Source organism: Oscillospiraceae bacterium (assembly GCA_031265355.1).
Classification (GTDB): domain Bacteria; phylum Bacillota; class Clostridia; order Oscillospirales; family UBA929; genus JAIRTA01.
Genome location: JAISCT010000079.1, coordinates 28,494 through 42,780 on the forward strand (window position 1 = coordinate 28,494; position 14,287 = coordinate 42,780).

General features: G+C 60.5%; 16 protein-coding genes. 13 read left to right on the forward strand and 3 right to left on the reverse strand.

Annotation, left to right across the window (positions count from 1 at the left end; translation table 11 throughout):
• Window positions 1–437: 437 nt before the first annotated feature.
• Window positions 438–1,148 carry a DUF4367 domain-containing protein gene (locus tag LBK75_11755; protein ID MDR1158953.1) on the reverse strand — a complete coding sequence of 237 codons (711 nt, stop codon included), beginning with the start codon at window positions 1,146–1,148 and terminating at the stop codon, window positions 438–440.
• Window positions 1,126–1,689 carry a sigma-70 family RNA polymerase sigma factor gene (locus LBK75_11760; GenBank protein MDR1158954.1) on the reverse strand — a complete coding sequence of 188 codons (564 nt, stop codon included), beginning with the start codon at window positions 1,687–1,689 and terminating at the stop codon, window positions 1,126–1,128. Before LBK75_11760 ends, LBK75_11755 begins: the two co-directional genes overlap by 23 nt.
• Before the next feature lie 177 nt (window positions 1,690–1,866).
• On the opposite strand from LBK75_11760, the gene gpr reads away from it, so the two are divergent.
• On the forward strand, window positions 1,867–2,772 hold the full coding sequence (gpr, locus tag LBK75_11765; protein MDR1158955.1) for a GPR endopeptidase: 906 nt from the start codon (window positions 1,867–1,869) through the stop codon (window positions 2,770–2,772).
• A gap of 71 nt (window positions 2,773–2,843) precedes the next feature.
• On the opposite strand, the gene LBK75_11770 is transcribed toward gpr, so the two are convergent.
• A complete protein-coding gene (locus LBK75_11770) occupies window positions 2,844–3,962 on the reverse strand; it encodes a G5 domain-containing protein (protein ID MDR1158956.1) in 1,119 nt (372 codons plus the stop codon).
• Window positions 3,963–4,452: 490 nt separating this feature from the next.
• On the opposite strand from LBK75_11770, the gene flgF reads away from it, so the two are divergent.
• From flgF to LBK75_11830, 12 genes are all read left to right on the forward strand, one after another.
• Window positions 4,453–5,208, forward strand: a complete 756-nt coding sequence (gene flgF, locus LBK75_11775) for a flagellar basal-body rod protein FlgF (protein ID MDR1158957.1) — start codon at window positions 4,453–4,455, stop codon at window positions 5,206–5,208.
• A 132-nt stretch (window positions 5,209–5,340) separates the two neighbouring features.
• On the forward strand, window positions 5,341–6,120 hold the full coding sequence (locus LBK75_11780; GenBank protein ID MDR1158958.1) for a flagellar hook-basal body protein: 780 nt from the start codon (window positions 5,341–5,343) through the stop codon (window positions 6,118–6,120).
• Window positions 6,121–6,258: 138 nt separating this feature from the next.
• Entirely contained in the window at window positions 6,259–6,720 is a 462-nt protein-coding gene (locus tag LBK75_11785) for a flagellar protein (protein MDR1158959.1), read from the forward strand.
• 216 nt (window positions 6,721–6,936) lie between these two features.
• Entirely contained in the window at window positions 6,937–7,218 is a 282-nt protein-coding gene (gene flgM / locus LBK75_11790) for a flagellar biosynthesis anti-sigma factor FlgM (protein ID MDR1158960.1), read from the forward strand.
• Between the two features lie 171 nt (window positions 7,219–7,389).
• A complete protein-coding gene (locus LBK75_11795; GenBank protein ID MDR1158961.1) occupies window positions 7,390–7,893 on the forward strand; it encodes a flagellar protein FlgN in 504 nt (167 codons plus the stop codon).
• A 7-nt stretch (window positions 7,894–7,900) separates the two neighbouring features.
• Window positions 7,901–9,445 (forward strand): flagellar hook-associated protein FlgK, encoded by a 1,545-nt coding sequence (gene flgK / locus LBK75_11800; protein MDR1158962.1) that lies wholly within the window; start codon window positions 7,901–7,903, stop codon window positions 9,443–9,445.
• A 101-nt stretch (window positions 9,446–9,546) separates the two neighbouring features.
• Entirely contained in the window at window positions 9,547–10,488 is a 942-nt protein-coding gene (gene flgL, locus LBK75_11805) for a flagellar hook-associated protein FlgL (protein ID MDR1158963.1), read from the forward strand.
• A gap of 216 nt (window positions 10,489–10,704) precedes the next feature.
• Window positions 10,705–11,322 (forward strand): DUF6470 family protein, encoded by a 618-nt coding sequence (locus tag LBK75_11810; GenBank protein MDR1158964.1) that lies wholly within the window; start codon window positions 10,705–10,707, stop codon window positions 11,320–11,322.
• Between the two features lie 141 nt (window positions 11,323–11,463).
• Window positions 11,464–11,946: a flagellar assembly protein FliW gene (locus LBK75_11815; protein ID MDR1158965.1), complete on the forward strand. Its 483-nt coding sequence runs from the start codon at window positions 11,464–11,466 to the stop codon at window positions 11,944–11,946.
• Window positions 11,921–12,142 (forward strand): carbon storage regulator, encoded by a 222-nt coding sequence (locus LBK75_11820; protein ID MDR1158966.1) that lies wholly within the window; start codon window positions 11,921–11,923, stop codon window positions 12,140–12,142. The genes LBK75_11815 and LBK75_11820 overlap by 26 nt, the downstream gene beginning before the upstream one ends.
• A 70-nt stretch (window positions 12,143–12,212) precedes the next feature.
• Complete coding sequence (locus LBK75_11825; GenBank protein ID MDR1158967.1) at window positions 12,213–13,547, forward strand: glucose-6-phosphate isomerase; 1,335 nt, start codon at window positions 12,213–12,215, stop codon at window positions 13,545–13,547.
• A 193-nt stretch (window positions 13,548–13,740) separates the two neighbouring features.
• Complete coding sequence (locus LBK75_11830; GenBank protein ID MDR1158968.1) at window positions 13,741–14,151, forward strand: ATP-binding protein; 411 nt, start codon at window positions 13,741–13,743, stop codon at window positions 14,149–14,151.
• Window positions 14,152–14,287 lie beyond the last annotated feature (136 nt).

Below are 14,287 nucleotides of genomic sequence, written 5' to 3' on the forward strand. Positions count from 1 at the left end.
AATTGTTGTGTAGCTCCCAGTGGAACCTCTCCGTTCCAGAGACATCGTGACAGAAATTCCTGTCGTCCCACTCTCTCCCAACACCACCGCACTGCAACTGGCAGTATCCCCACTGATACTGAGTCCAATGGCCACAGTCTTCGTATTGATGTACTGCAGAGACACTCCCGCAGCTTGTGCGGTCGCAGACAACGAACCTACCAGCACAAAGATACACACCATCAAAGATGCTATTGTTCGAATCCTTCTCATTGCTCTTCTCCTTCTGTCTTTCTTATGAGTTTTTGGGGCTTACCTCCGCAGGCGTTTCTACCCTTCTATCTCTATACCCGCTGAGCCGCCCTTTTTGTGACAAGTTTTGTAAAAATATTTTGAGAAACCAATCAAGCAGTTATATATCTCCCAGAAGTTTCCAAATTTTGTTATTTTGTTATTCATCAGCCAAATGTAGATCTCGCGATCTTCAGAAGCTCGTCAACCGGCAAGGAGGCCGACAGTTCGTAGAATATTGTGTCGCTCTCCCAGATAATATAACTGGCATACCCCTCTGTATTCGATTCAAAAACCAATAGCCTTTGGTCTTTATAGGTGACTTCATATGGTATGTCTACATGTTCACTGTCAAAGGTGTTTACTGTACTTTCCAGCTTCAAAAGTTGCAAAAAGTCTATAACACCGCCCGTTTCTTCATTTTTGTATGAAACAATCCTTCCAATCGGCATCTCGTCGTCAACCTCGAGCTCATACCCGACAGGAACATATTCCGGGTACACATACGCATCGCTCTCACTGTTCTCATCAGCTGTACCTCCGAAATGGACGCCGAAGAATGTCTCTCCGTACTCGATGATCGTATTCAGCACCTGCACCCGTATGGCGGACACGCTCATGGTCAGCGCAAAGCCGACCACCATGAAAATCACCAGCACTGCCGCCGCCCGGCTGAAGAAACGCCTGGCCTTTTGAACCCGAACCTGCCTCGTTCTTCCTTTGAGCAGACGTCTCATCTTTCGCTCAAATTCCGGCGAGAAGACGTGTTCTTCCGTGTCCAGCGCCTCCCACTCCTTGAGGCGCTGTTCCAGAACCTCTTCCGCCGCAACATCCAGCATGGCGTCAAATATTTTGTCATTGAGATTTTTTGGCGCCATCTTGATCTCCCTCCATTTCCAACCGTTTTTTGAGCTTGACCCTAGCCCTGTGCAGCCGCTGCCTCACAACGTCCTCCGTGACGCCCAACAGCGAAGCCATTTCCGCGTTGCTGTACCCATCATATTTCAGCAAAATGACGTCGGCATAGAGCGCATCCAGAGAAGCAAGATGCCTTTTGAGATCTTCGTACCGTTCCCGGTCAATCAACTGTCCTTCCAGTGAAGTCCCGTTGTCGCCGTCCTCCTCAGGCAGTTCCTCAACAGCCACCATGTTTTCCCTGTGCCGGTATGCATCGATGGCATACCCCTTCACTATCATACCGATTAAGCTCTTCGTTTTGTGACCGTCTCGCAGATCAAATTTCTCAAAATTCTCGATGATGCGGATAAACGCGTTGTGTACGGCATCCTCGGCCTCGCCGTGATCCTCCAATACGCTGTTGGCAATGTTATACATAAAACTCTTATATTTTATGTATAGTTCCACAGCTTCGTCCTGTTTCTTCTTTCCCTCTATCGCAGAAAAGTAAAATATTGCCATCTCTTCTCCCCTCTCCCATCATCTCTGCGCTCTGCGCCTTCTCCAGCCCCTTCATACTATCATCTTTTTCTTCTGTTTTCTATCTTCCCTCCAAAATTTCTCTTACAGGCCCCGTCTCATACATCCGCTCCGCGCCGGGCATACTAAACGAACCTTTGAAACACCGGGAGGGATGGGATGATAGCGCGGCGGACCGATCTGGCGGTGGAAGCCAGGGAACTTTGGGAGGAAAGCGCCGGGGAAACGACGCGGCTCCCCGGGGTCGAAGCCCGGGACTATGAGACGCGCGGCTGCCCGGTCACCGCCGTGCGGATCTTGTCCGACGAAGGCGCGCGGGCGCTCGGCAAACCCGCCGGCGCCTATGTGACCGTCGAGCTGCCCCGGCTCATCCGCGGGGAACCGTCCGCCTTCGCGGACGCCGCGCGGGCGCTGGCCCAGGAACTGCGCCCACTGCTGCCGCTGGCGCCCGCGGCCGCCGTGCTCGTCGTGGGCCTCGGCAATCGCGACATCACCCCCGACGCCGTCGGACCGCTCGCCGTGGAACATGTCATGGTCACACGGCACCTCGTGGACCGGCTGCCGGACCTGTTCGGTCACCTGCGGCCGGTGGCCGCCTTCGCCCCCGGTGTGCTCGGCTCCACCGGCATGGAGAGCGCCGATATCATCCGGGGCGTGATCGCCGAGGCGCGCCCCGACGCCGTCATCCTCGTGGACGCGCTGGCCTCCCGCCGGCTCCGGCGCGTCTGTTCCACCGTGCAGTTCGCCGACACGGGCATCGTGCCGGGTTCCGGCGTGGGCAACGCCCGGGCCGCCCTAAATAGGGAGACGCTGGGCCTGCCCGCCGTCGCCGTGGGCGTCCCCACCGTGGTGGACACCGCCACGCTGTGCGCCGACCTGCTGGAGGAGGCCGGCGCCGCGGCGGTCGACCCCGCCGCGCTGGCGCCCCACGGCGGCGGGATGATCGTCACCCCCAAGGAAATCGACGCCCGTGTGCGCGAACTCTCTAAAGCCGTGGGTTACGCCATCAACCTCTGCCTCCAAGAAGACCTCTCCGTCGAGGACGTAATGGACTTCCTCAGCTGATGAAGGCAGCAAAAAGGAGCCCGCGTGGAGGGCTCCCTTTTTGCTGCCTTCATTGCATTTGGTAAATCTTATCAGTCCAGTACATAGACAATCGCTTTGCGGCGCCCGAACCGCATGCATTCAGACTCGGTGTTGAAAAACAGATCGATCTTGTTGCCCTTGATGACGCCGCCCGTGTCCTCGCATACGGCCAGGCCGTAGAACCACTTGCCGCCGGGGATCTCCACGTACACCTTCGACCCCAGCGGAATCACCTTGGGATCGACGGCGATGGCGCCCACACGGGCCTGTGTGCCCGAAGCCGTCCGCTTCTGGCGGCGCCCCTCGGTGGTGTAGGCGGTCGCCGTCACCTCCAAGACGCGGCCGTAAGCCAGCTCCTCGCCCGAGGGCGTCGTCAGCAAGCCGCCCCCGCTCTCCGCCAGCGGCACTGCCACGGCGTTCTCCTTCAGTGTGATGCTGGGCTGCGCCGGTTTCGGCTTCGGCGGGTCCGGCTTGCGCGTGCCGTACTCGATGATCTCGTTTTGCGGCTCTGTCGTCACCTCGATGCGCACGCGGACCCGGGACACCGGCACGCCGTTGCGCAGCGTGATCTCGTAGACATGCCGCCGCTCTCCGACGACGCCCTCCTGGGCGAGACGCTCCTTCCCGACAAGCAGCTCGGACGCGGGCGCCCGGACGTTCCAGAACGGAATCTCCTCGGTCTTGTACTCGGTGACAATCTCCCGGCGCACCACCGAGATCGTCATCCCGCTCGTGACGGGCGTCGAGACGTCCGGCGTGATCTCGTCGAACCCGCCCGTGGTGATCCCCGACCGGCTGAGCACCGCGCCCACCGTACCGCCCAAGGTTGACAGCGTGTACCGTTCGCCGTGGACGTCCATGTGCACGGTCTGGGAGCGCTCAATGCGTACCTCCACCACGCCGCCGGCCGTGCTCTCGGGCAGGGAGACCGTGTCGTTCCGGCTGAGTCGGATGCCGGCCTCGTGCAGCGCCTGACCGGCGTCCTCCGTATCGGTCTGGTGGACGATGAGCTGCTCGCCGTCGTAGATCACAAACAGCCTAGTCCCCCGGTTCAGCCCGACGACGGCGGCCAGCGCCAGCACGCCGAGCAGCGTGACGGCCACGCCGCGCCCGCGCAGGACCGCAAAGCCGCGCGCAAGCACATTTCGTATCGCGTATCGTACTCTCAAACAATGACCTCCGTATTGGGGCGGGCCCGCCGCGTCCGGCGACGTGCAGAACGGACCCGCGCATGGTTTCGGCCGCCTCAAAATACCCAGTATCTTACAGTTTTGGGGCGTCGGCGGCACGCCCGAGGGGTCTTACCCCCTCTCTCGGTATATCCACGCACAGAAGATTATATACCAAAAACATAGAAAAGTCAAGTTTTTCATATATTTCTCGCTATTTTTAACATTTATTTTGAAAAATGTAAATTTTGTTGCAGTTTTGTTACTTTTTCGTAACTTTTGAACTTGGGTCCGCCGCCCATTCATTTCCAGCGGCGCAGGGGAGGAAAAAATCAAAAATCGGTGTAAAATCGGCGTAACGGACAGACGAAAATTTTTCGATATGATTGATAGACACTGCTGACACCTGAACCATTGATGGTTTGAATCATTTGGATGTTTTTGGCTCCGCGCAGCGTGCCTGCGCGTTGACGTTGAAAGGAGACCCGCCATGCTGAGATCCCTATACACGGCCGCCACGGCCATGCTCACCGACACACGCCGCATGGATGTGATCAGCAACAACCTGGCAAACGCGGAGACAAGGGGGTTCAGGGCGGACACCTTGGTCACGCAGTCCTTCCGAGACATGCTCATCTCCCGCCTGAACGATCCCAACGTCAATGTGTACACCACGGTGGGCCCGCACAACACCGGGATCCACATCGACCGGGTGTACACTTCGTTTGTCCAGGGGCCGCTGGAGGAGACGCAGCTGTCCACCGACCTGGCGCTGGCCGGCGACGGGTTCTTCGCAGTGGAGACCCCCGACGGGGAACGCTACACCCGCAACGGCAGTTTCTCGGTGGACGCGGATGGCTACCTCGTCACCCCGACCGGGCAGTACGTGCTGGGGCAAAGCGGGCGGCTGCGCGTGGGGTCCGGCGACTTCACGGTGACGGCGGAGGGCGGCGTCACCGCGGGCGGCGTTCAGACGGACCGGCTGCGCGTCGTGCGCTTTGCGGACAACAGCCTGCTGCGCAAGGATCGGGACAGCCTCATGTACAACTTGGAACCGGAGACCAATCCGCCGGTTTCCGCGGCCGCGGAGGTGCGCCAGGGCACCCTGGAGGGCGCCAATGTGGACACCGCCCGGGAACTGGTCGACATGATTCAGGTCTACCGACACTACGAACTGAACCAGCGGGTTCTGCGCATGGTGGACGAGTCCCTCGGCCGCGCCGTGAACGACATCGCCCGGGTATAGGTCAGGCATAGGACGGTCAGGCGCTTCGGGCGTCAAAAGTCTCGCCCGGCGCCGCATCGGATATTTTTTCTCAATTGATGTTTCATAGTTCGCCGCGCCTGCCGCGCGGCGGGGATGGGAGTGGGGTTTGTTTTGATTCAAACCATGTACAACGGCCTGCACGGCATGCTGTCGCACCAGCAAAATCTCGACACCATCGCGAACAACATCGCGAACGTCAACACGCACGGATACAAACGGAGCCGGACGGAGTTCAAGGAGACCTTGTATGCCCGTATGCTCTCCCCCACGGACAACGCCCCCCAGATCAACCTGCAGCGGGGCACCGGGGTGGTGCCCGCGCAGACGCTTCACAACTTCGGGCAGGGCGCCTCGCTCGACACAGCGCGCACTCTGGATTTCGCGCTGGAGGGGCCGGGTTTCTTTACGGTGGTCACGCCCGCCGGCGAGCGGCTCTACACGCGGGACGGCGCCTTCTATCTGACGCCGGAGGCGGACGGCGACTACCTGGTCGACAAGCAGGGCTGTTACCTGCTGGGCGCTGACGGCGCGCGCATCCGCATCCCCGGCGACGCGTCCTCCCTCTCGGCTGACGCGCGCGGCGCCCTGTCTCTCCGGACGGAGACGGGGGATGACGCCGTCCCCTTTGCGCGCCTCGCCCTCACCGAATTCGACAACCCCGGCGGCCTGCAGGCCGCCGGAGACAGCCGCTATCGCCCGAGCGAGAACGCGGGCGCGCCCCGGGAGGCGATCGACACCACGCTGCGGCAGGGCGCGCTGGAGGCCTCCAACGTCGACTACGCGGAGGAGATGGCGCGGCTCATCCGGGCACAGCGCGCTTACCAGCTCTCCTCCCGCTGCGTGACCACCGCCGACCAGATGGCCCAGATCTGCAACAGCATCCGGTCGTAACGCGCCGGCCCGGCGCATCGCTTGCCCTCAAAGATGCAGCTTTTTACCCGAAATCTGCATGCCGTCCGCGGGCCAAATTCTCCCACGATTCCCTCTGGTTTTTCCCCGCGCGGCGTGATATAATAAGGAGACACTGTCATGGATATCCGTCAGTGCCGGCGATGCCGTAAGCTCTTCAACTATGTCGGACACTTCAACTGTCCCGCCTGTGTGCATGAGCTCGACGACATCTTCACAAAAGTGCGCAATTACCTGTACGATCACCCGCAGGCGGATATGCCGTCCCTCTGCGAGGCCAGCGGGGCGGAGGAAGAAGACGTTCTGGGCTGGCTGCGGGAGGGGCGGTTGATTCTGGGCAGCGACGCCGCGGCGATGCTCGTCTGTGAGAATTGCCGCAAACCCATCAAAACCGGCCGTTACTGCGACGCGTGCGCCGCCCTGGTGCGCTCACAGCTCGCGGAGACGGCGGAGACCCTGGGCGAAAAAGCCCGGCCGGAGGAGAAGACGGCCGGACGACCGGGGTGTGCCGCCAACCGGCCGGCGCCGAGCGAAGGGGTCTGGTCGCGCAAGTTCCTCGACATCCGCGGTGGGAACAAATAAACGTTGGCCGGCCGTCTGTTCGTCCATCGGGAACGGCGATCGTCAAAAACAGGAAATGTTGTCTAAAAAATCAGTCCTAAGATTGACGCTTTCGCTCAATCATTTTTGTGTGTTTTTACTTCAGTTTTTATAGAGACCTTTCGATATAACATATAGAAGAGAAGAAACGCAGCCACAGATGAAGAAGCCACAATCGCAAGAGGAGGAAGAACGCAAATGAAGATCGCATCGGTACCCCTGTCTGCCCAGGTGAATATCTATGGGAAGACAGGCCGCAAGGCCCCCGCGCCGCGCGCCGGTTCCCAGGCGCCGGACATGGTAGAGTTTTCTCAGAACGCACGCCCGCTCGACGAGTTTCTGCGCGTCGCCCAAAGTACGCCGGACGTCCGCATGGAAAGAGTGACGATGCTCCGGCAACAAATCGAAGCCGGCACATACCGCGTGGAAGGCCGCGCGGTGGCGGAAAAACTGCTGGCCCACGCGGCCGCAAGACTCTAAAGACCCTATTTTCAACGACGCGCTGCCCCCGCCGGGCGCCTGACCCTGCCCGGCGGGGGCGTTTGTTTGTCCGCTTTGAGCCCACGTACATTTTTTCGCTCAATGAACGCAGCCGATGTTACGATATATACTATATAGACCGCAGACAACACCAGGGTAGGAGTCGGGACAATGCAGACACTGCTTGATACTTTTTGCGCGGTGCTCACCGCCGAACGCGATGTGCACAGGGAACTTTTGCATCTCTCCGAGGCCAAAAAGGTCGCTACCACCGAAAACAACCTCTCCGACCTCGACGGCATTGTCAAACAGGAGCAGAATTTGCTGGCCCGTTTGAACGAATGGGAGCGAAAGCGCAGGGACTGCGTGAACGCACTGGCCGCCCGTCTTGGGCAGCGCGCCGCCGACATTGTGCTGCAGGACTTTTTAAACGTGAGCGACGTGCGGCACGCGGAACAGCTAAACGCCCTCTACACCGAGCTCACCGATCTGCTCGACCGTCAGGTGCGCCTGAATGAAGTCAACCGGAAACTGATCGAGTCCCGCCTGGAATACATCCAGTACACGCTAGACGCCGTATCCCAACGGCAGAGTCCCTCCCGCCTCTACGGCGTGGACGGCGCCGACGCGCCGTCGCCGTCGCGAAAAAACAACATCATCGATCAAAAGGTGTGAGACAACCATGCGTTCTACGTTTGCGGGCCTGGATATCGCCAACCGCGGGCTCTTTGTCGCCCAGCGGCAGATCGACTTGGCCGGCCACAACATTGCCAACGCCAATACGGCAGGCTACACCCGCCAGCGCTTCGTCACCGCCGCGGTGCCGCCGCCGGGGATGAATACCCTGTGGCTGCCCATCGACAAGGGCCGGACGGGCGGCGGCGTGGTCACGCTGACAGTGGAGCAGATTCGCGACCGCTTTCTTGATAAACAGGTGCGAAATGAACTCACTCGGACTGCGTACTGGGACGAACGGAGCGCCGCCCTCTCCTACATCGAAGATATCTTCAACGACATAGACGCCACCAGCCTCAACACCGTCATGAACGGCTTCTTCAACAGCTTACAGGAGCTCTCCAAGAACACGACGGACGGCGCGGTGCGCGCCGAGGCAGTGGAGAAGGCCAAGTCTATGACGGACATGTTCCACTCGTACTACAGCAAATTCACCGACCAGATGTACCAACAGGACGAGATGGTCGTCGCCCAGGGCAAGCACATCAGCGACTTGGGCCGGCAAATCGCCGAACTAAACCAGGCCGTTTTTAAATATGAGCTGACCGGCAACAACGCAAACGACCTGCGCGACAAGCGCAATCTGCTGCTCGACGAGTTGGCTGGCTTTGTGGACATCTCGTACCAGGAGGTGGGCTCCGGCAAGACGGACATCAACGGGATGGAACTGACCACGCTCGTGGTCCAAATCGGTGGGGCGGACTTCATCGACCACAGCACATTCCGGGAGATCACCGCCGTGCAAACCGTCGTCAACGACATCGTCGGCGGTTCCGCCTCCCTCGCCCCGCTCCACGAACTGCAGTTCGCCGACGACAGCAGCGCCGTACCGGTCACGGGCGGCGCCGTGCGCTCTTACCTGGACCTGCGCGACGGCAACTCGGCGAGTACCCAGGGCCTGCCCTACTTCAAGGCGCAGCTCGACACGCTTGTGCGTTCGCTCGTCACAGAGTTCAACGCGGTTCACGAAACCGGCTATACCCTGCCCTACGTCGACGGAAGCGGGGTCACGCACCCCAGCCGGACGGGCGTCCCGTTCTTTGACCCGGCGGGGCTGACGATCGACGCGTTCTCGCTGTCCGCCGACATCCTGGCGAGCCCCTACAACGCGGTGGCCTCGGACGAGCCCGTCCAGATGGACGCAAACGGTCATTACGAAACCGGCAACAACCGAACGGTGCTGGAGCAGCTCATCAAGCTGGCGCAGCGCAGCGACCTCCCGGCGGTGGACAATTTCGAGAAATTTTACAACACTTTCATCACCGAGCTGGCCTCGGAGGTGGCCCACGCCAACAAGATGGCGGAGCAGGAGTACGCCCTGCTCGACGGACTCACGGCCCAGCGGGCCTCGGTGTCGGGCGTCTCTCTCGACGAGGAGATGACGGATCTGCTGCGCTTCCAGCACGCCTATAACGCCGCCGCCCGCGTGATCACCACGATGGATGAAGCCCTCGACGTGCTGATCAACCGCACCGGCCGCGTCGGCCTGTAACTGTCAAACGATCACTTGCGAATTCCTGCTTGTCTTTTTGACGCAATACTTGGCCGTCAATATCTTTTTGTACAGGCAGTGTGAATAGGGAGGCGTGTACCATGGCGCAGCGCGTGACAAACGCGATGATGATAAGCTCCTTCAATCGGAATTTATATCGAAACGCCGCCAAGATGGAGCGGTTTCAGACCCAGCTGGCCACAAACCGGAAGATCGTCCGGTTGAGCGACGACCCCGTGGGGGTGATCAAGAGCCTGAACGCCCGCTCCCGGCTGGCCGGCATTGAGCAGTACCAGCGCAACATTCAGGATGCCCAGAGCTGGCTCACCCAGTCGGAGTCCTCGGTAAACGAACTGAACACCATCGTCAAGCGGGCCTACGAGCTGTCCGTCAGCCTCGCGAACGAGGTGAAGACACCGGAGGACCGCCAGGCCGCCTCGTATGAGCTGAAAGAACTGCTCGACCAGGTGGTCACGCTGGGCAACGCCACCCTCGGCGACAAGTACCTTTTCGGCGGTTACAACGTGACCAAAGCGCCGATGGCCGTGGACGCCGTGTCCGGCGAGATGACCTTTAACGGCTTCAGCCTGTATGACCCGGCTGCGCTGGCCAGCGTGCAGGCGCTGGACGAGGTCATCTCGTATGAGATCGGTTTTGGCACGGACCTGCCGGTGTCGACCTCCGGCGTGCGGTTCATGGGTCTTGGGGAAGACAATGTCTACCACCAGATCAAAGAATTTTACGAGAAGGCGTCCTCCGCCGAGATGGAGGACCTAAGGCCCTTTATCGAAATCTTCCAGCGCCTGCAGGGCAACGCGCTGGCTCTCTCCGCCGAGATCGGCGGGCGACAGAATCGGCTGGAGCTCATGACGGCCCGGTTCGAGCAGGATTTCATCAACTACACACAGATGAAGTCCGACGTCGAAGATTTGGACCAGGCCGAGGCCATCATGTACTTTTCGATGGCGGAGGCTGTGTACCGCGCGGCGCTGAGCGTGGGCGGGCGCATTCTGCAACCCACACTGGCGGACTTCCTGCGGTAGCCGCCTACCCCCTCTCTTCGGCGCGTCCACCCGGTCCGGCGCCGCGGACCGGCGAGGACGTGTTCGCATACTCTTGATTTTCAAAATTTTTCCATTTTTACAGCCTCTTCCGCAATGATGCGGTAGGGAAATATTTGGGTGTCTCTCGTCACTTCCGCCGGATACAGCGTCGAATACGGGATGGACAGAGGCGCCCATTTGCTGAGAGTTGGTGTGATGAAGATGGCAATGCCACGTATCAACATTCGGCAGACGCAAGGAGCGATCGAGATCGAAACCCGCCGGGCCGAGCTGCAAATTGCCCGCTCCCGCCGCCTGCAGCTCAGTATGCGGCAGATCGCCGCTCGGATGAACATCGAGCGGCAACTGCCGCGCATCCGCATCGACCAGACCGAAAGTTTCGCCTCCTCCGGGCTGCGCACTTCCCTCTCCATGATGGACGATTTCTACCGGCGTTCTCTGTCGGAGGGTCTCTCCACCATCTCCTCCATCGTTCAGGAAGGTCTGCGCTTTCTGCGCATCGAGGAGGGCGGTTCCCCCATCCGCGACATCGCACGGGGCCGGGGCGTTCGGACACGCTCGTTTGGCGCGGTGGCCATGCCCTCTGTGCGTCCGCAAATCATGGTGGACCCGGGTTCCCTGCAGATCCAATGGACGCCCCACACGCTGGAGACGAGCTGGGAATGGCTGGAGTCCGAGGTGGAGTTCATCCCCCATCAGGTTTCCATCCGGATGAACCCCTACCCCTCCATCGAGATCACCCTGGACGAGACGCTGAATTTCGACGTCTCCGTGGCGACCGGCGTGGGGGAACACGTGGACGCGTCCGGCTGACGCGCCCGTATCTGGGCGCCGAAAATGTTTTGCTTGCTGTTTCGGGCCAGGTGCGCATATAATATAGGAGGTTGCGGCTCCGGCTGCGGTCCCGCCGGCGCGGCCGGACCCGGAGACGCCCGTATAGAGAGGGGAATTTCCATGCAAATCGCGACGACCCGTTTTGGCGACATCACCATCTCCGACCAAAAGGTCATCCATTTTGCAGAGGGGCTGCCCGGCCTGGAGGATTTCCGGCGGTTCGCGCTGCTGTCAACCGAGGACACGGAACCGTTCCACTGGCTTCAATCGCTGGAAGAACCGGATGTGTCGCTGGCCGTCATCAACCCCTATCAGCTCTTCTCCGATTACAAGCCGATGATCGCGGAGACCGTGTTTGCGCAGCTCGGCGTCGAGGAGACGGAGGACGTACTCGTCCTCACCGTGGCGGTTATCCCGCAGGACTTCAAGAAGATGACCGCCAATCTGCTGGCGCCGATCCTCATCAACACAAAGAACAACACGGGGCGACAGGTCATTTTGGAGGGCAGCGATTACAGCCTGCGCCAGCCCGTCTACAACGAGATCCGCGAGATTGTGTGCAAAGGAGGGACGCCGGATGCTGGTGCTGACCCGCAAGCGTAATCAATCCATCTCGGTGGGCGACGACGTCCTGATCACGGTGCTCAGTGTGGAAGCCGACCGTGTAAGCCTTGGCGTGGAAGCGCCGCGGGCGGTGCGGGTCTTTCGCAGTGAATTGCTTGAGGGAACCAAAACTGTCAACCGGGATTCTATGGGATCTGCGCTGTGGCCCCCGCGGGCGTTGAAAAAAGAGGAATGACGAGGGCAAACCGCCCTTGCCATTCCTCCGCGTTTCCTTGTTCGCAGGGGAAGAAACGAAAGAAGGAATGATGATGCTGACCGTCAACTGGAAGAGTGTGGCCGACGTGGTGCCAAAGCGCGCCTTTTCGGATCTGACGCCGGAGCTGGCCGGCGCCCACGAGAGTCTCTCCGCCCGCACCGGGCTGGGCGCCGCGTTCACGGACTGGCTCACCTGGCCGGGCGCGTACGACCGGACGGAATATGACCGCCTCAAGGCGGCCGCGGCCCGCATCCGCTCGCATGCGAAAGCCTTGGTCGTCATCGGGATCGGCGGCTCCTACCTGGGCGCGCGCGCGGTCATCGAGGCCCTGGGCTCGCCGAACTACAACCTGAAACAGAAGGACACGCCGGACATCTTCTTCGCCGGCGACAACCTGAGCGCCTCTTATCTGCGCGAGGTAAAAGCGCTCATCGGAGACCGGGACTTCTCGGTAAACGTCATCTCCAAGTCCGGCACGACGACGGAACCGGCCGTCGCCTTCCGCCTGTTCAAACAGCTGCTGGAAGACCGCTTCGGCCCGGAAGGCGCGCGGCGGCGCATCTACGCCACAACGGACAAGGCCCGCGGCGCGCTGCGGGGCCTCGCCGAGCGGGAGGGGTACGAGACCTTCGTGATTCCGGACGGCATCGGCGGTCGTTTTTCCGTTCTCACACCTGTCGGCCTACTGCCCATCGCGGCGGCGGGGATCGACACCGACGCGCTGCTGAAAGGCGCGTACGACGCGATGCAGCGCCTCGATGCGCGCGCGCTGGCAGACAACCCCGCCTGGCAATATGCCGCGGCGCGCACCTTGCTCTACCGCGCGGGTAAGACGGTGGAGGTGCTGGCCTGCTACGAGCCGTGCTTCCGCTTTGTCGGCGAGTGGTGGAAACAACTCTTTGGCGAAAGCGAGGGCAAGGAGCAAGAGGGCCTGCTGCCGGTGACGCTGGACCTCACGGCCGACCTGCACTCGATGGGCCAGTACATGCAGCAGGGACTGCGCAACCTGCTTGAGACCGTGGTGGTCTTTGACACGCCGGACGATCTGCTCTCGGTGCCCTTCGACCCGGAGGATGTGGACGGATTGAACTTTCTCTCGGGCATGCGGCTGTTTGACATCAACCGCCGGGCCTTCGAGGGCACCTACCTCGCCCATGTGGACGGCGGCGTGCCCAATGTGGTGTTGCATGTTCCGAAGCTGGACGCCTACCACCTCGGCGCGCTGCTCCACTTCTTCATGCTCTCCTGCGGGCTGTCCGGTACGATGCTGGGCGTCAACCCCTTCGACCAGCCCGGTGTGGAGGCCTACAAAACCAATATGTTCGCGCTGCTCGGCAAACCCGGCTACGAAGAACAGGGGGCGGCCCTGCGCGCCCGGTTGTGAGCGCCGCCGCACTTCTGACAGTTGAACCATGTATAAACTGTGTAAAAAACAGGAAAACAACAAGGTTGCCAAAACGGTCGCCGTGTGATATGCTTATGTTGTGGAGAAATCACCCGCGCGTGCGCCCGGTGGGGCGGATGCCCGACCGCCGTCCGCCGCGCTGCGCCGGACAACATGAAAGGGGATGGTTCTCATGGTTACGCTCATCATGGGCCTGAAAGGCTCCGGCAAGACAAAACACATGATCGAACTCGTCAATGCCGCCGTGGACAACGAACCCGGCGCCGTCGTTCTCATCGAAAAAGGCCAAAAGCTGACATACGATATTCGCCACGGGGCGAGGCTGGTGAATGCCTCCGATTACGATATTTTGGGTTACGACATGCTGCGCGGGCTGATCGCCGGCCTGCACGCCGGCAACTACGACATCTCCCATATCTTCATCGACAGCCTGTACAAAGTCTCGGGTGTGGAGAACGCGCGGGAAACCGAAACCTTCTGCGAGTGGCTGGATGCCTTCGGCCAGGCCAACAACATCGGCTTCACGATCACAGTCAGCGCCGACCAGGCCACGGCCTCCGAGAAACTGCGCCGGTATTTTTGATGCGTCGGCGGCGGGCTTCGAGATCAATAGTACCTTGTTGCCGCGAAGCGGCAACAAAAAACAAGAATTTGTTGTGGGTTGCAGGCGCAACCCACGTTAGATGGTTCAAAAGGGACTGCGGACAGGGATTTCGCGG

Bases quoted from the DNA above. Each gene is read 5' to 3' on its own strand.
- LBK75_11755 (MDR1158953.1), bottom strand. From the start codon at position 1,148: ATGGCGCCAAAAAATCTCAATGACAAAATATTTGACGCCATGCTGGAT.
- LBK75_11760 (MDR1158954.1), bottom strand. From the start codon at position 1,689: ATGGCAATATTTTACTTTTCTGCGATAGAGGGAAAGAAGAAACAGGAC.
- gpr (MDR1158955.1), top strand. From the start codon at position 1,867: ATGATAGCGCGGCGGACCGATCTGGCGGTGGAAGCCAGGGAACTTTGG.
- flgF (MDR1158957.1), top strand. From the start codon at position 4,453: ATGCTGAGATCCCTATACACGGCCGCCACGGCCATGCTCACCGACACA.
- LBK75_11785 (MDR1158959.1), top strand. From the start codon at position 6,259: ATGGATATCCGTCAGTGCCGGCGATGCCGTAAGCTCTTCAACTATGTC.
- flgM (MDR1158960.1), top strand. From the start codon at position 6,937: ATGAAGATCGCATCGGTACCCCTGTCTGCCCAGGTGAATATCTATGGG.
- LBK75_11795 (MDR1158961.1), top strand. From the start codon at position 7,390: ATGCAGACACTGCTTGATACTTTTTGCGCGGTGCTCACCGCCGAACGC.
- flgK (MDR1158962.1), top strand. From the start codon at position 7,901: ATGCGTTCTACGTTTGCGGGCCTGGATATCGCCAACCGCGGGCTCTTT.
- flgL (MDR1158963.1), top strand. From the start codon at position 9,547: ATGGCGCAGCGCGTGACAAACGCGATGATGATAAGCTCCTTCAATCGG.
- LBK75_11810 (MDR1158964.1), top strand. From the start codon at position 10,705: ATGAAGATGGCAATGCCACGTATCAACATTCGGCAGACGCAAGGAGCG.
- LBK75_11815 (MDR1158965.1), top strand. From the start codon at position 11,464: ATGCAAATCGCGACGACCCGTTTTGGCGACATCACCATCTCCGACCAA.
- LBK75_11820 (MDR1158966.1), top strand. From the start codon at position 11,921: ATGCTGGTGCTGACCCGCAAGCGTAATCAATCCATCTCGGTGGGCGAC.
- LBK75_11825 (MDR1158967.1), top strand. From the start codon at position 12,213: ATGATGCTGACCGTCAACTGGAAGAGTGTGGCCGACGTGGTGCCAAAG.
- LBK75_11830 (MDR1158968.1), top strand. From the start codon at position 13,741: ATGGTTACGCTCATCATGGGCCTGAAAGGCTCCGGCAAGACAAAACAC.